Annotated in this window: 14 protein-coding genes and 1 tRNA gene; 3 read left to right on the top strand and 12 right to left on the bottom strand. The window is 59.7% G+C overall.

The features are described 5' to 3' along the window. Nucleotides 1-54: 54 nt before the first annotated feature. The 10 genes from pqqF to rpsU all read right to left on the bottom strand — a co-directional run bounded on the left by pqqF (nt 55) and on the right by rpsU (nt 15,251). On the bottom strand, nt 55-2,466 hold the full coding sequence (gene pqqF, locus AB9L16_RS23600) for a pyrroloquinoline quinone biosynthesis protein PqqF (RefSeq protein WP_375122779.1): 2,412 nt from the start codon (nt 2,464-2,466) through the stop codon (nt 55-57). A gap of 38 nt (nt 2,467-2,504) precedes the next feature. Then, the gene (locus AB9L16_RS23595) at nt 2,505-3,299 is read right to left on the bottom strand and encodes a carbon-nitrogen hydrolase family protein (RefSeq protein WP_315435776.1); all 795 of its coding nucleotides are present in this window, start codon (nt 3,297-3,299) and stop codon (nt 2,505-2,507) included. Nucleotides 3,300-3,311: 12 nt separating this feature from the next. Continuing rightward, nucleotides 3,312-4,994 carry an NAD(P)/FAD-dependent oxidoreductase gene (locus AB9L16_RS23590; RefSeq protein ID WP_024014552.1) on the bottom strand — a complete coding sequence of 561 codons (1,683 nt, stop codon included), beginning with the start codon at nt 4,992-4,994 and terminating at the stop codon, nt 3,312-3,314. A gap of 223 nt (nt 4,995-5,217) precedes the next feature. Beyond that, nucleotides 5,218-5,679 (bottom strand): Lrp/AsnC family transcriptional regulator, encoded by a 462-nt coding sequence (locus AB9L16_RS23585; protein ID WP_039757699.1) that lies wholly within the window; start codon nt 5,677-5,679, stop codon nt 5,218-5,220. Between the two features lie 306 nt (nt 5,680-5,985). Next, nucleotides 5,986-6,426: a hypothetical protein gene (locus AB9L16_RS23580; protein ID WP_309475383.1), complete on the bottom strand. Its 441-nt coding sequence runs from the start codon at nt 6,424-6,426 to the stop codon at nt 5,986-5,988. A 279-nt stretch (nt 6,427-6,705) separates the two neighbouring features. After that, nucleotides 6,706-6,782 (bottom strand) — tRNA-Ile (locus tag AB9L16_RS23575). Nucleotides 6,783-6,797: 15 nt separating this feature from the next. Beyond that, the gene (locus AB9L16_RS23570) at nt 6,798-10,544 is read right to left on the bottom strand and encodes a bifunctional diguanylate cyclase/phosphodiesterase (protein WP_252886891.1); all 3,747 of its coding nucleotides are present in this window, start codon (nt 10,542-10,544) and stop codon (nt 6,798-6,800) included. A gap of 125 nt (nt 10,545-10,669) precedes the next feature. Beyond that, the gene (rpoD, locus tag AB9L16_RS23565; protein WP_024014550.1) at nt 10,670-12,517 is read right to left on the bottom strand and encodes an RNA polymerase sigma factor RpoD; all 1,848 of its coding nucleotides are present in this window, start codon (nt 12,515-12,517) and stop codon (nt 10,670-10,672) included. A 67-nt stretch (nt 12,518-12,584) separates the two neighbouring features. Next, nucleotides 12,585-14,549, bottom strand: a complete 1,965-nt coding sequence (gene dnaG, locus AB9L16_RS23560; protein WP_024014549.1) for a DNA primase — start codon at nt 14,547-14,549, stop codon at nt 12,585-12,587. A gap of 486 nt (nt 14,550-15,035) precedes the next feature. Next, nucleotides 15,036-15,251: a 30S ribosomal protein S21 gene (gene rpsU / locus AB9L16_RS23555; protein ID WP_002551877.1), complete on the bottom strand. Its 216-nt coding sequence runs from the start codon at nt 15,249-15,251 to the stop codon at nt 15,036-15,038. A gap of 199 nt (nt 15,252-15,450) precedes the next feature. Here rpsU and tsaD point away from each other — a divergent pair, with 199 nt between their 5' ends. Further along, the gene (tsaD, locus tag AB9L16_RS23550; protein ID WP_039757706.1) at nt 15,451-16,476 is read left to right on the top strand and encodes a tRNA (adenosine(37)-N6)-threonylcarbamoyltransferase complex transferase subunit TsaD; all 1,026 of its coding nucleotides are present in this window, start codon (nt 15,451-15,453) and stop codon (nt 16,474-16,476) included. 23 nt (nt 16,477-16,499) lie between these two features. Here tsaD and plsY read toward each other — a convergent pair whose 3' ends face one another. Further along, nucleotides 16,500-17,069 carry a glycerol-3-phosphate 1-O-acyltransferase PlsY gene (plsY, locus tag AB9L16_RS23545; RefSeq protein WP_041476705.1) on the bottom strand — a complete coding sequence of 190 codons (570 nt, stop codon included), beginning with the start codon at nt 17,067-17,069 and terminating at the stop codon, nt 16,500-16,502. A 74-nt stretch (nt 17,070-17,143) separates the two neighbouring features. Here plsY and folB point away from each other — a divergent pair, with 74 nt between their 5' ends. Both folB and folK read left to right on the top strand, forming a co-directional pair. Further along, entirely contained in the window at nt 17,144-17,500 is a 357-nt protein-coding gene (folB, locus tag AB9L16_RS23540) for a dihydroneopterin aldolase (RefSeq protein WP_016772885.1), read from the top strand. Next, complete coding sequence (gene folK / locus AB9L16_RS23535; protein ID WP_122699657.1) at nt 17,491-18,009, top strand: 2-amino-4-hydroxy-6-hydroxymethyldihydropteridine diphosphokinase; 519 nt, start codon at nt 17,491-17,493, stop codon at nt 18,007-18,009. The genes folB and folK overlap by 10 nt, the downstream gene beginning before the upstream one ends. A gap of 85 nt (nt 18,010-18,094) precedes the next feature. Here folK and AB9L16_RS23530 read toward each other — a convergent pair whose 3' ends face one another. Then, on the bottom strand, nt 18,095-19,324 hold the full coding sequence (locus tag AB9L16_RS23530) for a multifunctional CCA addition/repair protein (protein WP_375122778.1): 1,230 nt from the start codon (nt 19,322-19,324) through the stop codon (nt 18,095-18,097). Nucleotides 19,325-19,340: the final 16 nt, after the last annotated feature.

The raw sequence follows: 19,340 nt of genomic DNA, 5'->3' as shown, positions 1-19,340 counted from the left end.
TCAACGCCGTGACCCGTGAATCTTTGAGAAAGCTCCTTGCAGCCTCGGTAATGATCAGTTTGTCACTTGCCACGGCGCGTCCGGCATCGATTCATTGGCCAGGCAATGCCAGCCGCCCTCGGCATTGATCAGGCGCTGCGCAGCGGCCAGCAAAGCCTGGCGATCGAGTTGCCGGATCGCCGTGACCAACTGCTCCCGGTAATCCGACGAATGGCCGGCAAGTTTGCCTTGCCAGAGGAGTTCGGCGGCATCCTTGGTGGACAGTGTGGTGTCGTCGAACTGATCGACGAGGCTTTGACGCTGTTGCTCGAGGCTTGCTTCATCGAACGTTTCGATCAGCGCGGGAATGCCGTTGAAAAACTCTTGAATATATTCGAGCAACTCGGCGGCCGAAGTCGTCGGCGATTGCACGCCAAACACAATCGCGGTCCTGCCGTGCAATTGACGCAGCGCGCTGAACACGGCGTACCCCAATTGCAATTCGACACGCAGGCGCTGATAGAAAGGCGTCTGGTACAACTGAGCCAGAAGGCGCCACGCTGCTTCATCAGCGATGTCGCTGCTGGCAGTCGGGCAGATCAGCAGCAAGGCGTGTTCGCTGGAGGCCGTGTTGATCTGGCTCCAGTGGTACTTGCCTTGGGCGATCGGTGTCACCGGTAGCTGATTGTCCGGTGTGCCGGGAATGCGGCTCAGCGCCAGGCCCAAGGCTGACTGGGTTTGTTGGTTAAGGCCTAGAGCGAGGCCGTCCCAGCGCGAAGTTGTCCACAGCTGATTGGCGTCATCGCTGGTTTCAATCGTGGGCAGGCATTTCTCTGGCAACGCTTCGAGTAGTTGGCGGATCGGCATCGACGGTATCTGCACCTCGTCGCGCGGCGAATCGGCGTCGATCATCGTCAGACATTTCAGCGCATGCTCGAGGATGCTGGGCATCGGTTCCTGTAGTCCGGTCATTTTCAGCAGGCATTGGTTACCTGCGGCGCTGAAAGACAAGTCCACTCCGGCTTCGGACGCATCCTGTCGGGTCTGGCGCAGACTGCGCTGCAATCTTGCGCGCAGATCGGCGCTGGCCGCCGTCTCGACCTGCCAGCGCAGGTAAATCGCGCCCTCATCGCTGTTGTCCGGCAGCGCCTGGCTGAACTGCATCGGCGATCGCTCGCGACGACTGCGCGAGCGATCCTGGGCGAAGGTGCGCAGGCCACGGTGGGCGCTGGTCTGGCCGCGAATCAGCCCGGCGTTTGCCAGTGGCTCGCTGGCTCGCAGAAAAGGATTGGCGGCGGGCAGATGCCAATGATCGCTGAAGTTATCCACAACGCCGATTTCGCGAAGGATGTGCTCAAGTGCGGCAGCGCCGGATTCGGACAGGCCGAATGCTTGCTGCTCAATGTCTAGGCGCGCCAGTTGCAACGCGCCGCTGACTTGCTGCTGGCGCTGAAGCAGGGCCGCGTATTCCTCGCGCCACGGCGTCCAGTCCTGCTGGGCGAAGAAGCGCAGCCAGTCCAGCAGGCGTTCGCGAATGGTATCCAGGCGGTCGCCGCCAGCATTGAATTGAAGATGCAGCAGCGCTTGGCCGGCGAACTGGTAGAGCGGCGTGGCTTTCAGGCTGTCAGCCAGATTCTGTTGATGCAGGTATGCGAGCAATCCACCAGGTTTTGCGCTATTCAACCAATGACAGAGAAAAGCCATCGCCTCGGCGGATGACTCGGGCAACGCGTCGAAAGCGAATAACAGGTTCGCGTGAGCGCCGACCTGTTGATAACTGTTCACTGCCAACGGTGGCGGTGCGGCCTGGGCAACTTTATCCCCAATCGGCAACACTGCTGCGAATTGCTGCGCCAGCTCCCCAAGCTCATCGATACTTTGTGGCCCGACCAGACTCAGGCTCATTTGCCCGGTTCGATAAAAGCGCTGATGGAAGTCTTGCAACGCCGACTGAAACCCTGGCGATTCGACCTGCAAGCTGTCCCGATTACCCGCATGAAACCCACGCAGCGGGTGCTGCGCGGGTAAACCTTCATACAGGGCAAACTGCTGCTGTGCTGTCGGATCCTGCGACCAGGCGACAAATTCCGCCTGCAGCACTTCCCGTTCACGCAGTTGATCGTCCCGATTCATCCGTGGCCGGGCGAGCATGTCTGACAGACGCTCGAGCCCCGCGCTGAAGGACGACACAGGCAACTCGAAGAAAAAATCCGTGGTGCGCTCACGGGTGCTGGCATTTACTTGGCCGCCGTGACGTTGCACGTAGGCCATCAGCCCTTCGTCTGTGGGAAAACGCTCGGTGCCGAGAAACAGTAAGTGCTCAAGAAAATGCGCCAGCCCCGGCCATGCCAATGGCACGTCATGGCTGCCGGCCGCCACGCGCAACGCGGCAGCGCTGCGCTTGAGACCGGGCACGTGGCGCAGGGTCACGCGCAGGCCGTTGGCCAGGGTTTCAGAGTGGGGGCGGAGATGAGTCGGCGCGGGCATGGGCACTTCCAGAACAGTGAAGTGCCCATGCTAGCGGATTAGCGGCGGTTGAGCGCGCCGTAAAGCTCCGGGCGGCGATCGCTGAGATAGCGATTGGCCTGGCGTGAATCGTTCATCAGTTGTCGGTCCAGTTCGCCGACGATCAACGCCTCGTCCAGACCTGCCAGAGCGATGCGGCTGCCGTCCGGCGCGGCAATGCTGCTTTGCCCGCAATACTGGATATCGCCTTCATGTCCGCAGTAATTGGCGTAAGCCACGTAGCACTGGTTTTCGAAGGCGCGGGCACGCACGGTGACATCGGCAACGAAATCGAACGGAATCATGTTGGCCGTCGGCACCACGATCAGCTCGGCGCCGGCCAAGGCCAGGCGCCGCGCGTTTTCCGGGAACTCCAGGTCATAGCAGATCAGGAAGCCGAGCTTCCAGCCGTTCAGCTCAACCACCGGCAAGTCGGAGTCACCGGGGCTGAACATCGACCGATCGAGGTCGCCGAACAGATGCGACTTGCGGTAATTGCACAGGCGCTCGCCGTAGGCGTCGATCAGTTGCACGGCGTTGTAGATCTGCCCGTCGGCGGTGCGCTCGGGGTAGCCGTAGACGATCGCCAGACCCGCAGCCTTGGCAATCCGGCCGATCTGCTGCGCCCATTCACCGTTATAGACCTCGGCCAGCGTGCTGACCGCTTCGGCGCCGATGTTGTAGCCGGTCATGAACATCTCCGGCAGCACCAGCAGATCGGCGCCTTTGGCCTCCATCGCTACTTGATGCAGGCGATGCAGGTTGGCGGCGGGGTCCAGTGGCAGCGGTGGACATTGGTAAACGGCTACGCGCATCGGGGAATCCTCTTACTCGGGCAGGGCGATAGGGCCGATGTCTTTGAACACATCACCCGGTCCCGGGTTCTCTTTATGTGTGGATCCGCCGAAATGTTTCATGATCCCCCACACCGCGTTGAGCGAAGTCTGCACCGCGCCCTCGACCCACGCTGGTGTCCACGACACGTCGTCGCCGGCGATGAAAATCCCGCGCTGTTCGGCCGGCATGTCGTCCTGCATGAAGTGCGCGTACATGCGCTGGTTGTAGCGGTAATGGCCGGGCAGGGCGCCTTTGAAGGCACCGAGGAAATACGGATCGGCTTCCCACGACACGGTGATCGGGTCGCCGATGATCCGCGCGGCGATGTCGACTTTCGGGTAGATCTTTTTCAGTGCGTTCAACGCCAGCTCAACGCGTTTTTCCACCGGATGCGGGAGCATTTTCAACGCGTCGCTCATCCACGAGTACGACAGGCAGATCACCCCCGGCTTGTCGTCGCCGTTGTCGAACAGATAGGTGCCACGGGTCAGGCGATCGGTGAGGGTCATGCTCATCACGTCGCGGCCGGTCTCCGGATCCTTGTCCTTCCAGAATGGCCGGTCGACCATCACGAAGGTTTTCGACGACTGCATGTAGCGCGTGCGGTCGAGGGCCATCCACATCTTCTGCGAGAACAGGGTTTCATCGCATTCGATCTGAGTGGTCAGCAGCCAGCTCTGGCAGGTTGTCAGGACGGCGGCGTATTCGCGGGTGTCACCGTTGTTGTCGGTAACGGCGAAACGGCCCTCCGGTGCGTGAGCAATTTTCTTCACGCCGGAACGCGGCGCGCCACGGTGCAGGGATTTCAGGCTGGTGCCGGCCGGCCAGTGCACGCAGCGCTCCGGCACATGGCGCCAAATGCCCTGTGGCACCTGCTCGACGCCACCGACCACCAGATGTTGGTGATCGTCGCAATTGGTCATCACCACGCGGAAGATTTCCAGCATCGAATTGGGGAAGTCCGAATCCCAGCCGCCGGTGCCGAAACCGACCTGCCCGAACACTTCGCGATGCTGGAACGACAATTTGGCGAAGGCTTTCGAGGTGGCGACGAAGTCATAAAAGGTCCGGTCGTCCCACAGCGGCACCAGCTTGTTCCACAGCTCTTTCAGGCGCGGCACATCGCGATCGCGAATGGCTTGCTGGATATCGGAGAACTGCGAACCTGCTTCCAGCGCATCTGCCCAGGCGTCAGCGACTTCCTGGAACAAAGCAGGAAGATCCTTCAGGCTTTCGGCGTAATAGGTTTCGCCTTCCAGATCGATCACGGTACTGCCCGAAGCACCGGTCAGCGGGTTGGGGAAAGGCTTGGTTTCGAGGCCGAGCTTGTCCACGTAGTGATAGAACGCCGTGGAGGACACTGGAAAGCGCATGCCGCCAAGCTCCGCGACGATGGCGTCGGTACCGTTGAAGGCTTGCGAGCGCAGACGACCGCCGAGTTTCGACGCCTCGTACACCACCGGTTTCAAACCGAGTTTCATCAGTTCATACGCAGCCACCAGACCGGCAATGCCCGCCCCGACAATCGCCACCTCAGCGCCATGGTGCTGCTCGGGAATGCTCCCCAGGCCGGCGGGATGCTCGATCCAGTCGTCAAACGCGAACGGAAAGTCCGGACCGAAAATGGTGACTGGTTTTTTTCCGTCTGCAGGATGGCGGTTGTTCTTGTTCATGGCTGACCTTGTTGACGACCCGACGCAGGATTCGCGTCTGAGTATAGGAAAAGATGTCAGCCATTCTAGGGAGCGTGGAGCGCGTTAATAAGGCGCAATGTGTCGTCATTTTGCCTGATTATTGTGCAGATTGACGATTGCAGGCTGCATACCGACCAAAATGTGGGAGCTAGCCTGCTCGCGAAGAGACTCTGAAATTCACCCGAGAAGCTCGATCAAAATCTTAAACCGGCTGACCCCGATCTATCTTGCTACTCAGAATGATCGACGTCGTGGTCTTCTCCACCCCATCGACGCTGCCAATCTGATCCAGCAACTGATCGAGCTGCTCCGGCGAATCGGTGCGTAACCACGCCACATAATCAAACTCGCCACTCACCGCACACAACTGCTGCACTTGCGCCATCGCACTCAAACGCCGCAACACGTCCTTGCCGGAACGCGGCTGCACCTTGATCCCGACGTACGCCTGCAAGCCACCATCGACCACACGCTGACCAAGACGCACGCCATAACCGGTGATCACTTTGGCCTTTTCCAGGCGGGCCAGACGCGACGTTACCGTCGTGCGAGCAATGCCTAGCTGACGGGCGAGCATGGCCACGCTTTCGCGGGCGTTGATTTGCAGCGCGGCGATTAGCTGGCGGTCGATTTCGTCGAGGATGGGGTGGCGGGTGTCTGGCAAGGTGGGCTCCGATGGCGTGGGCGATGAGATTGCCGATGGTACAGGGTCAAGCGCATTGGGGCATATTTGGAACCCATCGCTCGATGAGAGGGATAACGGCTGTGACGGTTGCTCTTGTCAGGTTCAAGGGCTATGATCGGTACGTCAGCACAGACCGGAACTTTGTAAGCAAAGGGTGTTGATTTCGGTGGCGCAAGCCACTCCTAGCCAGTGAGCGGGATAAGCGGGAAACCGTAAAAGGACAGGCCGATATTTCAGATTTACAGAAAGCCCCGTTGCGCAAGCATCGGGGCTTTTTGCTTTCTCTCACACGGATTTCCCCGCGCTACGCATTTCCAGAATGTAGCGGACGTTATGTGGTTTTCCTTTTGGCAGCTTCGAGCGTCCCCATTCAGCGACCTCGTAGGCGGAAATGATCCGGAGTTTGAGAAAGTTTGTTGTATTTTGCGGCTTGCTGATCGAAAAAAAGACCGCGTAGTCATGCAAATCAAGGCAGTAATAGCGCTGACTGTTTTCGACGTAGAAGGGCACCGCCAGGCCTTTGAAAAAGCGTTTTTGCAGGTAGTCCGTGATCTGGCTGCTGTAGTAGTGGCGGTCCGCACAGAAATACCGAGCTTCTCCTCTGTGTCTTAATGGCTGACCGTGACCTTTGTCATCGGTAAAACAGTGGAACCCGAATTCAAACCTGACGACAAGCTGCTGCTCCGCCACTTCAAATGTCTGTTCAAAAGGCTGTAGATGCGCCATGCAATATCTGCGTCCGCCAATAATCAGGTCTTTCCATTCCATTGTTACTGTCGCCGGACGTATTGATTTATAGGGATTTCCAAGCCCGGTCGCTGATAAGCAGCGACGTCTCGAGAGTATCCCTGCGAAGACATCATCAACAGATGTCTAACCGCTCAAAACCGCAGCTTAGGATCTTTCCTACAGCTCTGGTTAGGTCTTCCGAACATTGCGCCCGCCGAGACGAAACCCAACCACTCGCCCACAAAAAAGCCGCGCATCAAGCGCGGCTTTTCAATTTGGTGGGCCCACACGGACTCGAACCGTGGACCAAAGGATTATGAGTCCTCTGCTCTAACCAACTGAGCTATAGGCCCTCAGTAGGCCGCGGATTATAGCGACGGTTTCGCGGCTGTGCTATCCGAAAAATCCGATACGGTTACATGCAGAAACGTCGCGGCGAATTCGTCCGGGGGCAGCGGCAGGCTGACGATGTAGCCCTGGATCTGTTCACAACCTTCTGCGGCGAGGAATTGTTGTTGCGCCTGGGTTTCCACGCCTTCGGCAATCACGGTGAATTGCATGCTGCGACCGAGCGCGATGATGGCGCGTACGATCGCTGCGTCGTGGGGGTCGTCAGGCAGTCCGCGGACGAAGGACTGGTCGATCTTGAGGATGTCCAGCGGCAGGCGTTTGAGATAGCTGAGCGAGGAGTAGCCGGTGCCGAAGTCATCGATCGCCAGTTGCACGCCGAGGTGTTTGAGCTGGTGCAGCACTGCCAGCGCCTCTTCGGCCTGACTCATGATGAAATTCTCGGTAATTTCCAGTTGCAGTAAATCCGGCCTGAGGCGGTTGTCCTTGAGCAGTTGCTCGATGCGCACCAACAGGTTCGGCTGACGCAGCTGCGCGCCAGCGAGGTTCACCGAGAGCGGCCCCAGCGGTTGGTAGATTCGGCTCCACTCGAACATTTGCCGGCAAGCGGTCTCCAGCACCCAGTCACCGATCTGCAGGATCATGCCGTTCTCTTCGGCCAGCGGAATGAAATGCTCGGGCGGCACGTCGCCGAAGGTTGGGTGGCGCCAGCGAATCAGCGCCTCTGCACCGACCAGACTGTGGTCGACCAGGCTGATTTTCGGTTGGTAACAGAGAAACAGCTCATCGCGCTCGATGGCGCGGCGCAGTTCGTGTTCCAGCGCTACGCGCTCGCTGGCCTGGGCGGTGAGGTCGCGGGTGTAGCTTTCGACGCGGTTACGCCCCTTGGCTTTGGAGCGGTACATCGCCGCGTCGGCGTTTTTCACCAGTGTGGCGACATCGCAGCCGTCGCGGGGATAAAGGCTGGTGCCGATGCTCGCGCTGATAAAAAACTCGTGTTCGCCGGCCTGGAACGGCGCACCGAAGCAGTTGAGCAGTTTCGTCGCGATGTTGTCGGCGTCACTGGCTTGCTGCAAGCCTGGCAACAGGATGATGAATTCGTCACCGCCCAATCGCGCGACCGTGTCGATATCGCGCAATTGTTCTTTCAAGCGCACGGCAATGCCCTTGAGCAACAGGTCGCCGACCGGGTGGCCGAGGCTGTCGTTGATGTGTTTGAAGCGGTCGAGATCGAGAAACAGCACCGCGCCCTGGCCGCCATTTTCCTGCTGGCTGGTCAGGGCCATTTGCAGGCGACTCTCGAACAAGGTGCGGTTGGGCAAACCGGTGAGGGGGTCGTGGTGAGCCTGGTAATCGAGCTTGGCCTGGGCATGCTTGAGGCTGGAAATATCGGCGAACACCGCGACGAAGTGAGTGATGAACTTGTCGCGATTGCGCACGGCGCTGATGGTCAGCCAGCTCGGGTACAGCTCGCCGTTCTTGCGCCGGTTGGAAATCTCGCCTTGCCAGTGGCCTTCGTCAGTCAATTGGTGCCACATCGCCGCGTAGAAAGCGCTGTCATGCAGCCCTGACGCCAGCAAGCGTGGCGTGTGGCCCAGCGCTTCACTTTCGCTGTAACCGGTGATTTCGGTGAATGCGCGATTGACGGCGCTGATGTGTTGTTGAGTATCGGTGATCAACACGCCCTCGGCGGTGCTCTCGAAAACGGTCGCGGCCTGCTGCAGTTTTTCCTGCATGAGATGGCGTTCGGTGATGTCGCGGGCGATGGTCAGCATGCAATCCTCGTCGCCGATCGGCAGCGGTCGACTGGACACTTCGCACAGGCGAATCTGCCCGTCGCTGCGACGGATGTGGCAAGTGAAGTCGCGTACAAGCCCGTCGCGCTTTAGCAGATCGAGCATCTGCTTGCGTTCGTTGAGGTTGACCCAGATACCCAGGTCCAGTGTCGACCGATCCACCGACATGGCGCTGTTGAAACCGGTGATGCGGCTGAAACCTTCGTTAACCTCCAGCAGCAGGCCGTCGCTCTGGCGCGACAGCAACAGGCCGTCGGGCGACGCATGGAAAGCCTTGGCGAATTTTTCTTCAGAGGTTTGCAGTTGCTGTTGGGTTTCCTTGAGCTGGCTGATGTCGCGTACTACAACCACCAGCGCCGGTGTGGTATCGAGGTCGAAGGGCTCGGCGGAAATCAGCCCGGTGAACAGTTGGCCGTTGTTGCGGCGAAAGGGCATTTCCAGATTACGGATGCTGCCGGCCTGCAAACGCTGCAAGAGGCCCGGCCCCACCCCGGGGATGCCCCAGATATTGAGGTTGGTGGCGGTCTGGCCGATCACCTCCTCGGCCCTGAGGCCGATCTGCTCTTCGAAGGCCTCGTTAACCTCCAGCAGGCAGCCGTCGGACAGGCGCGCAATCACCAGAATGTCCGGGCATTGCTCAAACACCGAAGCGAACTTCTGCTCGGACAGCCGCAGCGCTTCTTCGGTGCGTTTGATTTCGCTGATATCGATCATCAACCCGCGCATCACCGGTTCGTGGCCATGCTCGATCAGGCTGACAATGTCGCGCACCCACAGGCAGCGGCCGTCGGCGGTGATCACGCGATAGTCGACGATGTGATCGCGGCCCTGACGCAGCGCTTCCCTGCAATAGTTTTGCGTGCGGGTCAGGTCGGCGGGGTGAATGATGTTGTGCCAGAAACCCGGAATCAGCCAGTGAGACTGTGGATACCCGAGCAGGTCTTCAGCATGGGGCGAAACATAGCTGTAGGTGAAGTCGCTCATCCGCGCTTCCCAGGCAATCGCCGACAAGCTCTCCACCAGGCCACGGTAGTGATATTCGCTGCTGCGCAATTCCTGTTCGAGGTCGATGCGCCGGGAGATTTCCGAGCTCAGGCGACGGTTGATGCGAATCACCACGGCCAGCACCGTCATCAACAACAACAGACCGGGCAGGCCATACATCAGCAGGTCCGACCAGAACGTGCGGTGGTCGAGCACATTACCGACCCAATGTTCCTGAATGCTGCTGATTTCCGCCGGTGTCATGTCGGCCAGGACTTTATCGAGGATGCCCACCAACATTTTGTTATCGCGAGGCACGGCCATTGCCAGTTGATAACGATACGGGGTTTCGCCGCTGACGTAGAGGCCGTCGAGTTTGAGCTGGCGCAGGCTCCACACGCTCGAAGCCAGATCGCCGACCACCGCGTCCACTTCGTCAGTCGCCAGGGCTTGCAGCGCCGAACTGACATTGGGCATGGCCACCAGATTCAGATCGGGATGGTGAGTGCGCAGCAGTTCGTGGGGGGCGTAGTTTTCCACCACGGCGATTTTCAGACCGTACAGGTCGTCGAGTTTGCGCGGCTGGGCCCCGCCGACATGGGCCAGGATGACGATCGGGAAGTCGAGGTACGGCCGGGTAAACGACAGATAGTTCTGGCGCTCCGGCGTGGACATGATTCCCGGCAGCAAATCGATTTTGCCTTTTTTCACCTGCTCCAGCACCACAGTCCAGCTTGCTGGCTCGATGGGCGTCAGCTTGATTGCCAGACGTTCACGGATCACCTCGATATAGTCGGCAGCCAGGCCCTGATAGCGGTTCTGATCGTCACGGAACTCGAAGGGCGGCCACGATGCATCAACACCCAGGCGCAAGTCAGGGTGAGCCGCCAGCCAGCTGCGTTCTTCATCGGTGAGAGTCAGCGCGTCAGCCGTGGCGGTGCAGATCATCAATGACAGCAGAAAAAGCACGGGCGCCAGTCTGGGCATAACGCTCTCGTCAGGGCTTGGGATGATTGTTTCGAGTGTAGACGGGGTACGCGACGGGGAGGGCGGAGCGGGGAATTTAATCTGCCATAAAACAAAACCCCCGGCCTGGGCCGGGGGTTCTGGTATCACTCGTCGAGGAAGGAGCGCAGATGCTCGCTTCGCGTCGGGTGGCGCAGCTTGCGCAGCGCCTTGGCTTCGATCTGACGGATCCGCTCACGCGTTACGTCAAACTGTTTGCCCACCTCTTCGAGCGTGTGGTCGGTGTTCATATCGATACCGAAACGCATGCGTAGTACCTTGGCTTCACGGGCAGTGAGGCCGGACAGCACTTCGCGAGTCGCTTCCTTCAGGCTTTCCACTGTGGCGACATCGATTGGCGACTGCATGGTCGAGTCTTCGATGAAGTCGCCCAGATGGGAGTCTTCGTCATCACCGATCGGGGTTTCCATGGAGATCGGCTCTTTGGCGATCTTCAGTACCTTGCGGATCTTGTCCTCAGGCATTTCCATGCGTTCGCCCAGCTCTTCCGGGGTCGGTTCGCGACCCATTTCCTGCAGCATCTGCCGGGAAATACGGTTGAGCTTGTTGATCGTCTCGATCATGTGCACCGGGATACGGATGGTGCGCGCCTGGTCGGCGATCGAGCGAGTGATCGCCTGACGGATCCACCAGGTGGCATAAGTCGAGAACTTGTAACCGCGACGGTATTCGAACTTGTCCACCGCCTTCATCAGGCCGATGTTGCCTTCCTGGATCAGATCGAGGAATTGCAGGCCGCGGTTGGTGTACTTCTTGGCGATCGAGATCACCAGACGCAGGTTGGCTTCAACCATCTCTTTTTTCGCGCGGCGGGCCTTGGCCTCACCGATCGACATGCGACGGTTGATGTCCTTGATTTCTGCGATGGTCAGGCCGGTCTCGGTTTCCAGCGCAATCAGCTTCTGCTGGCAACGGATGATGTCCGGCTGCACGCGACCGATGGCTTCGGCGTACTTGCTCTTGCCTTTGGCCAGGGCGTCGGACCAGCTTTCGTCGACTTCGTTGCCCGGGAACTGACGCAGGAAATCGGCGCGCGGCATACGTGCATCACGTACGCACAGCTGCATGATCGCGCGCTCTTGCTGACGCAGGCGATCCAGGGCACTGCGTACACGCTCGACCAGGGCTTCGAATTGCTTCGGCACCAGTTTGATCGGCATGAACAGCTCGGCCAGGGCCAGCAACTCGGCAACGGCTGCCTTGTTGTGACGACCGTGCTTTTTCAGGGCCTTGCGGGTGATTTCCATCTGGTCGGCGACGGCACCGAAGCGCTGCGCAGCGATGACCGGATCCGGACCGCTTTCGGCTTCTTCTTCATCGTCGGAAGATTCGGCATCATCGTCGTCGGTATCGTCGTCGGCCTTGACGGCTTTCGGGTCAACCGGCGGCGGCACTTCTGCCGCAGGCGGCGCGATGCCGTCGTCCGGGTCGATATAACCGCTCAGGACGTCGGACAGGCGACCACCTTCGGTGGTGACGCGGGTGTACTCGGAGAGAATGTGGTCAACCGTGCCTGGGAAGTGCGCAATCGCGCTCATCACTTCACGAATGCCTTCTTCGATCCGCTTGGCGATTTCGATTTCGCCTTCACGGGTCAGAAGCTCGACCGTACCCATTTCACGCATGTACATGCGCACCGGGTCAGTGGTGCGACCGATATCGGTCTCCACCGCCGCCAACGCAGCGGCTGCTTCTTCCGCAGCGGCCTCGTCGGTATCGGCGTCGGCCAACATAAGGGCGTCCGCATCCGGAGCACTCTCGTGTACGGGGATCCCCATGTCGTTAATCATGCGGATGATGTCTTCCACCTGCTCCGGATCTGAAATATCCTCGGGCAAGTGGTCGTTGACCTCGGCGTAAGTCAGATACTTCTGCTCACGACCCAGTTTGATCAACTCAATAATACGAGACTGCTGTTGCGCTTTTCCGGACATAACACCCTATCCACTGAAGGTCTTGGCGGGCAAAAAACAAGCCGAGGATTATACCTGAGCTATGACCTCACGCGCCAGTTGAGGTCGGGTTTGATGCGGAAACATTGCGACTTAAAAGGTCGCGCAGTTGATTTTTCTCTTCGACGCTCAGTTCGCTTTGCCGCGCTTTCCTGAGTAACTGTTCGAGATTTCGCTCGCGTTGGCGGGCGGACAAGCTAGTAATGGTGTCGAAAAACTGTTGTTCAAGGTTATCTCCGTCAATCAGCCATTCCTTTTCTGCCAGCGCCTTGAGTAAGCGACCCTGTTCAGTACCGTGCCATCGCGCGATCAGCTGAAATGAGTTTAGCTTGGGATTCTTCTGTACGGCTTCGAGCAGCGCCACAAGCAGCTGGGCGTTGGTCTGATTTTCATCGGCAATGTGCCCGGCGTCTTCGACGCGCTTGGCCAGTTGCGGATGATGGAGCAATGTTCGCAGTGCCGTCAGGGTTGGCGATTCAACGCCAATCGGCGTACGCGGGCGCTGCTGTTCGCGATCGCCACCACGCTTGCCGTTCTTGTCCCACGGTTTCTTGTCCCACTTCTTGCCGCCGGCGCCGGGTTTCTTCGGCGTCCATTCCTGCTGCGGCGCATACATGTCCTGCGCCTGCGGCTGATGGTAGTCGCTGTAGTCCGGCATGGCGTCATAATCGAAGCCCGGATCGTAGGCGGGCGGTGCTTCCTGCGGCGCACTCTGAACCAATTGGCTGACGGTTTCGCTGCTCAGGCCAGTGATTTCGGTCAGGCGCTGACGCATGAGAATACGCAGGTTTGCGCCCGGCACCTTGTCGATCAATGGTGCGGCGAGGGTGGCCATGTGCGCCTTGCCCTCAAGAGAGCGCGGGTCGGATTCTTCGGTCAGTTGCTGGAAAAAATAATCGGCCAGCGGCTGCGCGTGCTGATTGATGCGCGCCTTGAATGCGTCGGTGCCTTCCGCGCGAACCAGGGTGTCCGGGTCTTCGCCTTCGGGCAAAAACAGGAACCGCGCGCGACGACCGTCCTGCAGGCACGGCAGGGTCGCTTCCAGTGCACGCCAGGCTGCGTTGCGGCCGGCCTGGTCGCCGTCGAAGCAGAACAATACGTTCGGGACGACGCGGAACAGGCGCTTGAGGTGTTCTTCGCTGGTCGCGGTACCCAGCGTAGCGACGGCATTGCGCAGGCCTTGCTGGGCGAGGGCGATGACGTCCATGTAGCCCTCGACAACGATGATTTCGTCGAGGTTGCGATTGTTCTTGCGCGCTTCATAGAGGCCGTAGAGTTCCTGGCCTTTATGGAATACCGGTGTTTCCGGTGAGTTCAGGTACTTGGGCTTGTCGTCGCCCAGTACGCGGCCGCCGAAGGCGATGATTCGTCCGCGGGTGTCGCGGATCGGGAACATCACGCGATCGCGGAAGCGATCGTAACGCTTGCCGGTTTCGGCGTTCTCGATCAGCAGGCCGGCTTCGATCATGGCTTTCTGTTGCAGGGTGTCGCTGCTCAGATGCTTGAGCAGGTTGTCCCAGCCCGGCGGCGCAAAACCGAGGCCGAAATCCCGAGCGATCTCGCCCGTCAGCCCGCGCCCCTTGAGGTAATCCACCGCAGCCTTGCGCGACGGATGACTCTTGAGTGCCTGCCGGTAAAAATCAGCGGCGGCGGTCAGCAGCGGGTACAGCGGCGAATCGGTCGGCTGGCGCGGCTTGCGCTCGCGACCGCTTTCTTCGCGGGGGATTTCCATGCCGGCGGCTTTTGCCAGATCTTCGACAGCCTGGGGGAAATCCAGATTGTCGTGATCCATGAGAAAGCCGAGGGCGTTGCCGCCGGCGCCGCAACCGAAGCAGTAATAGAACTGTTTGTCGGGGCTGACGCTGAATGACGGGGTTTTCTCTTTATGGAACGGGCAGCAGGCGGTGTAGTTCTTGCCGGCCTTCTTCAATTGCACGCGCGAGCTGACCACGTCGACGATGTCGGTGCGGTTCAGCAGGTCGTCAATGAAGCTCTGGGGAATCAGCCCGGCCATGGCGTTCTCGTCGTCTGCGCTGCAATAAATCCGTTGCGACAGGCCGTCGGACGCGGGCCATTGCTGGAAACGCACAAAAAGTGCGGCTCGACCGGTGTCGTCTGCGTAATCGCTGTCGGGAAGTGTATCTGCCGAAAATCCACTGACGTTAGTACCTATCAGTCTTCGACTATGTGAAAGTGTTGCGCTGAATCCGCTGACGGCCGATTGTCGACCTCGGATAGCTCAATATAGCGGGCACGCATGCAGGTGCCTTGGGCTGATCGTCGTAAGAGGAATCAGTGGGTGTGCTCGTCAGTAGCCTTGAAAGGCTCGTCAGAAAAGACGTGCACCGCTGGCAAAAGAGCCAGGCCTGACGCGGTGAAGCAGATTTGTCTCGGTCGCATCGGCGGCGTCGACGGTGAAGCATCAAGCGTTTTACGCAAATGCCATTAGCCCGGCTGAGGGCCGGGCTTAGGCAAGAAGCTTGCTACGAACGTCTGTGTATTAGTACAGACGAACGGCGCGGCGCTGTTCGCGCTGAACTTTCTTGGCGTGACGCTTAACAGCGGCTGCTGCCTTGCGCTTACGCTCAGAAGTTGGCTTCTCGTAAAATTCGCGGCTACGAACTTCAGCCAGTACACCGGCTTTTTCGCAGGAGCGCTTGAAACGACGCAGAGCTACGTCGAAGGGTTCGTTCTCTTTTACTTTGACGGCTGGCATCCAGAGCTACCTTCATTCATTACCGGGGTCAACATCCTCGCGGCAAAAGAGCACTTGAAGACGTCGGTTTTTAAGGGTTGCGGATGTTAACCCCTCATCGCTCGGAATGCAAAGCCTCTGATCGAAAACCGCTGGTCGGGGCATCAAGTGGCGACTATTATGCGCGCCTTCGAATTCAGCCTAAACAAGGCGCAAACCCATGCTAGTACTGGGATTAGAAACCTCCTGCGACGAAACCGGCGTCGCATTGTATGACAGTGAACGCGGTCTGCTGGCCGATGCGCTGTTCAGTCAGATAGACCTGCACCGTGTCTATGGCGGTGTGGTGCCGGAGCTGGCCTCGCGTGACCACGTCAAACGCATGCTGCCCTTGATCCGTCAGGTGTTGGCCGAGGCCGACTGTGTGCCGACCGAGATCGACGCAATCGCCTACACCGCAGGTCCTGGCCTGGTCGGCGCGCTGCTGGTCGGTGCATCCTGCGCGCAGGCGCTGGCGTTTGCCTGGGGCATTCCGGCGCTTGGCGTGCACCACATGGAAGGCCACTTGCTGGCGCCGATGCTGGAACCGAAACCGCCGGAATTCCCGTTCGTCGCTTTGTTGGTTTCCGGTGGCCATACGCAGTTGGTTCAGGTCGACGGCATTGGCCAATACAGTCTGCTCGGCGAGACGCTCGACGATGCGGCCGGCGAAGCTTTCGACAAAACCGCGAAGATGATGGGCCTCAATTACCCCGGCGGGCCGGAAATCGCCAAGCTGGCCGAGAAGGGCGTCGCAGGACGTTTCACCTTTCCGCGTCCGATGTGTGATCGCCCGGGTCTGGACTTCAGTTTCAGCGGCTTGAAAACCTTCGCCCTCAATACCTGGCAGCAATGCGTCAGCGCCGGGGACGACGGCGAGCAAGCCCGTTGCGACATCGCGCTGGCGTTCCAGCAGGCCGTGGTGGAGACTTTGACCATCAAGTGCAAGCGCGCCCTGAAACAGGCAGGCATGAAGCGACTGGTGATTGCCGGCGGCGTCAGCGCCAACAAGGCGTTGCGGGTTTCGCTGGAAAAGATGCTCGGCGATATGAAGGGTGATGTGTTCTATGCGCGCCCGGAGTTCTGCACCGACAATGGCGCGATGATCGCATTTGCCGGTTGCCAGCGCCTGAAGGCCGGTCAGCAGGAAAGTCTGGCAATCACCGTGCAGGCACGCTGGCCAATGGAGCAGTTGTCGGCGCTGTAATGAGCGACGCTCATGGACGGCAGTCAGAAATGCCGTTCGCGCCCGGCAAACAGGTCGCGTAGATTGCCGCGATGGCGCCAGACAATCAGCAAGGTCAGCGCGCTCATTGGCAGCAAGGCTTCCGGCTCCTGCCAGGCCAGCAACGGCAGGGTCAGTGGCGTGGCAATCAGCGCCGCCAGCGAGCTGGTGCGGGTCAGGTAAAACGTCAGTAGCCAGGCACATACTGCCAGCAGCGCGGCGGGTGGATACAGGCCGAGCAGCATGCCGGCGGCAGTGGCAACGCCTTTGCCGCCACGAAAGCGAAAGTACAAAGGGAACAGGTGACCGATCACGGCGCATACGCCAATCCAGGCCTGATCCTGCACTGAAAGGCCCGCGCCCGAGGCGATCAGCACCGGCAGCAGGCCTTTGCACAGATCACCGAGCAGGGTCAGGATCGCCAGTTTGCGACCGGCCAGGCGCAGCATGTTGGTGGCGCCGGCATTACCCGAGCCACTCATTCGCGGATCCGGATTTCCGGTCAGGCGGCTGAGCAAAATGGCAAAGGACAGCGAGCCGAGCAGGTAGGCGAGAATCGCCAGTAGCCAAAACATGCTAACTATTCCGGGCGAGGACGCCCTGATTCTAACGGCGCATCGCGCCCTTGTCGTGCAGCGGAGAGAAGTGCTTGGACAGAGTGTTTATCGAGGGCCTGGAAGTCGACACCGTGATCGGTGCCTACGACTGGGAGCGCGGCATCCGTCAGTGCCTGCGTCTTGATCTGAGCTTCGCCTGGGACAATCGCCCGGCCGCCGCCGGTGACGACCTGACCCTGGCGCTCGATTACGCCAGTGTTTCCACGCGCATTCAGGCCTTCGCCGAGCAGGCGCAGTTCCAGCTGGTCGAAACCTTCGCCGAGCGTCTGGTTGAAGTGCTCATGGCCGAATTCAAGATCACCTGGGTGCGACTGAAACTGACCAAGCCGGGCGCCGTTCCAGCGGCCAAGGGTGGTGTGGGTGTGGAGATCGAGCGCGGATGTCGCTGACTCAGGTCTACCTCGGGCTCGGTAGCAATATCGAGCGCGAAACCCATTTGCGCGCCGGTCTCGATGCGCTGGCCACGTTCCTGGTGGATATCCGTTGTTCGGCGGTGTTCGAGAGCCAACCGGTGGGCATCAAGAGCGGGCCGTTCTTCAATTTCGTGGTCTCGGCCTACACCGATCTGCCGTTGATGGAGCTTGACCGCCGCTTGAAATTCATCGAGGCGGACAACGGTCGTTATGCCCCGGATCGCAAAGGTCTGCCGCTGGATATCGACGTGCTGCTGTATGGCGATCTGGTGGGTAATTTCGATGGATTGATGCTGCCGCGTGCTGAAATCCTGAAAAATGCCTTTGTGCTGTGGCCGCTGTCGTTGATTGCGCCGGATCGGGTGCATCCGGGGGTGGGCAAGAGCTTTGCGACGTTGTGGGCCGAGGCGCAGATTGATCAGGTGTTGGCGCCGGTTGCGTTCGAATGGCGGGGGGAGCAGCTCACGCCTTCGGATTTGCGGTGATATCAAATGCGCTTTCGCGAGCAGGCTCGCTCCCACATTGGATCGAGGTCTCATGTGGGAGCGAGCCTGCTCGCGAAGTTTTTTATCAGGCTGTCGCCGCCTCTTTGTAGGCTTTCAACGCCTTCAGTCGTTCCCGCTTCAGCGCTTCACCCAGTTCCGGCCCCTTGAAGCCCTTTTCCAGCAGCGGCTGCACCGCCACCGCTCGCGCAGCTTTCGCCGCTCCGCGCAAATAATCCGCCTGTGGATAACTGCGCTGCTCCAGGCCCTTGCGGCCACGGGCATCCATCTCGCACGCGGCGATAAACTCTTCGAATCGCTGCGGTCGGCGATAGATATCGAAGCTCTGCAGCAACTCCAGCAGCGTCGAGGCTTTCAACTCCAGCGCCCGGTGCCCATGGGTGTGGTACTGCCCCACCAGCAGCGCCAGTTCCTGACAGTCCTTGGGGACCTTGAAGCGCTCGTTGACCGCTTTGATCAGCTTCAGCCCGGTGTGCTCATGGGCGATATGCCTGGGCCACTCATCTTCCGGCGTCAGGCCTTTGCCCAGGTCATGCAGCAGGCAGGCCCAGCGCACCGTCAGTGGTTGTTTGTGCAGGGCTGATTGCTCCAGCACGCTCAGGGTGTGCAGGCCTGTGTCAATTTCCGGGTGATGGGTCTCTGGCTGCGGCACGCCGAACAAGGCGTCGACTTCCGGCAATAGCTCTTTGAGTGCGCCACAGTCGCGCAAGACCTGGATGAACACCTGTGGATGATCTTCCATCAGTGCCCGGGAAATCTCCTTCCAGCTACGTTCGGCAGTCAGCGCCTGCAATTCGCCGGACTCACTCAGCTGGCGCATCAAGTCCATGGTTTCATCGGCGACCGTAAAGCCCAATCCTGCGTAGCGCGCAGCAAAACGGGCAACACGCAGGACACGGAGCGGATCTTCGGCGAATGCCGGGGATACATGGCGCAGGATTCGCGCTTCAAGATCGCGCTGGCCATGGTACGGATCGGTAAGGTTGAGCTGATCGTCCTCGGCCATGGCATTGATCGTCAGGTCGCGGCGAATCAGGTCTTCTTCAAGCGTCACTTCGGGACTTGCGTAGAAGGTGAAGCCGCCGTAACCCCGGCCACTCTTGCGTTCCGTACGGGCGAGGGCATATTCCTCACCGGTTTTGGGGTGCAGAAACACCGGAAAATCGGCGCCAACCGGGCGGTATCCCTTGGCGAGCATTTCCTCCGTGGTGGCGCCCACCACGACTCTGTCGATGTCAGTGACCGGCAACCCCAACAGGCGATCACGTACTGCGCCGCCAACCTTGTAAACCTGCATAAAAAACCTCCGTCAG

The organism is Pseudomonas sp. LW8, from assembly GCF_041956865.1.
GTDB classification, from domain to species: domain Bacteria; phylum Pseudomonadota; class Gammaproteobacteria; order Pseudomonadales; family Pseudomonadaceae; genus Aquipseudomonas; species Aquipseudomonas siliginis.
Note: the sequence above shows the minus strand (reverse complement) of the source record. Positions and strands in the feature narration are given on the sequence as shown.

Excerpts from the sequence above, each read along its gene's own strand:
- pqqF (WP_375122779.1), bottom strand. The coding sequence starts at position 2,466 with ATGCCCGCGCCGACTCATCTCCGCCCCCACTCTGAAACCCTGGCCAAC.
- AB9L16_RS23595 (WP_315435776.1), bottom strand. The coding sequence starts at position 3,299 with ATGCGCGTAGCCGTTTACCAATGTCCACCGCTGCCACTGGACCCCGCC.
- AB9L16_RS23590 (WP_024014552.1), bottom strand. The coding sequence starts at position 4,994 with ATGAACAAGAACAACCGCCATCCTGCAGACGGAAAAAAACCAGTCACC.
- AB9L16_RS23580 (WP_309475383.1), bottom strand. The coding sequence starts at position 6,426 with ATGGCGCATCTACAGCCTTTTGAACAGACATTTGAAGTGGCGGAGCAG.
- AB9L16_RS23570 (WP_252886891.1), bottom strand. The coding sequence starts at position 10,544 with ATGCCCAGACTGGCGCCCGTGCTTTTTCTGCTGTCATTGATGATCTGC.
- rpoD (WP_024014550.1), bottom strand. The coding sequence starts at position 12,517 with ATGTCCGGAAAAGCGCAACAGCAGTCTCGTATTATTGAGTTGATCAAA.
- dnaG (WP_024014549.1), bottom strand. The coding sequence starts at position 14,549 with ATGGCCGGGCTGATTCCCCAGAGCTTCATTGACGACCTGCTGAACCGC.
- rpsU (WP_002551877.1), bottom strand. The coding sequence starts at position 15,251 with ATGCCAGCCGTCAAAGTAAAAGAGAACGAACCCTTCGACGTAGCTCTG.
- tsaD (WP_039757706.1), top strand. The coding sequence starts at position 15,451 with ATGCTAGTACTGGGATTAGAAACCTCCTGCGACGAAACCGGCGTCGCA.
- plsY (WP_041476705.1), bottom strand. The coding sequence starts at position 17,069 with ATGTTTTGGCTACTGGCGATTCTCGCCTACCTGCTCGGCTCGCTGTCC.
- folK (WP_122699657.1), top strand. The coding sequence starts at position 17,491 with ATGTCGCTGACTCAGGTCTACCTCGGGCTCGGTAGCAATATCGAGCGC.
- AB9L16_RS23530 (WP_375122778.1), bottom strand. The coding sequence starts at position 19,324 with ATGCAGGTTTACAAGGTTGGCGGCGCAGTACGTGATCGCCTGTTGGGG.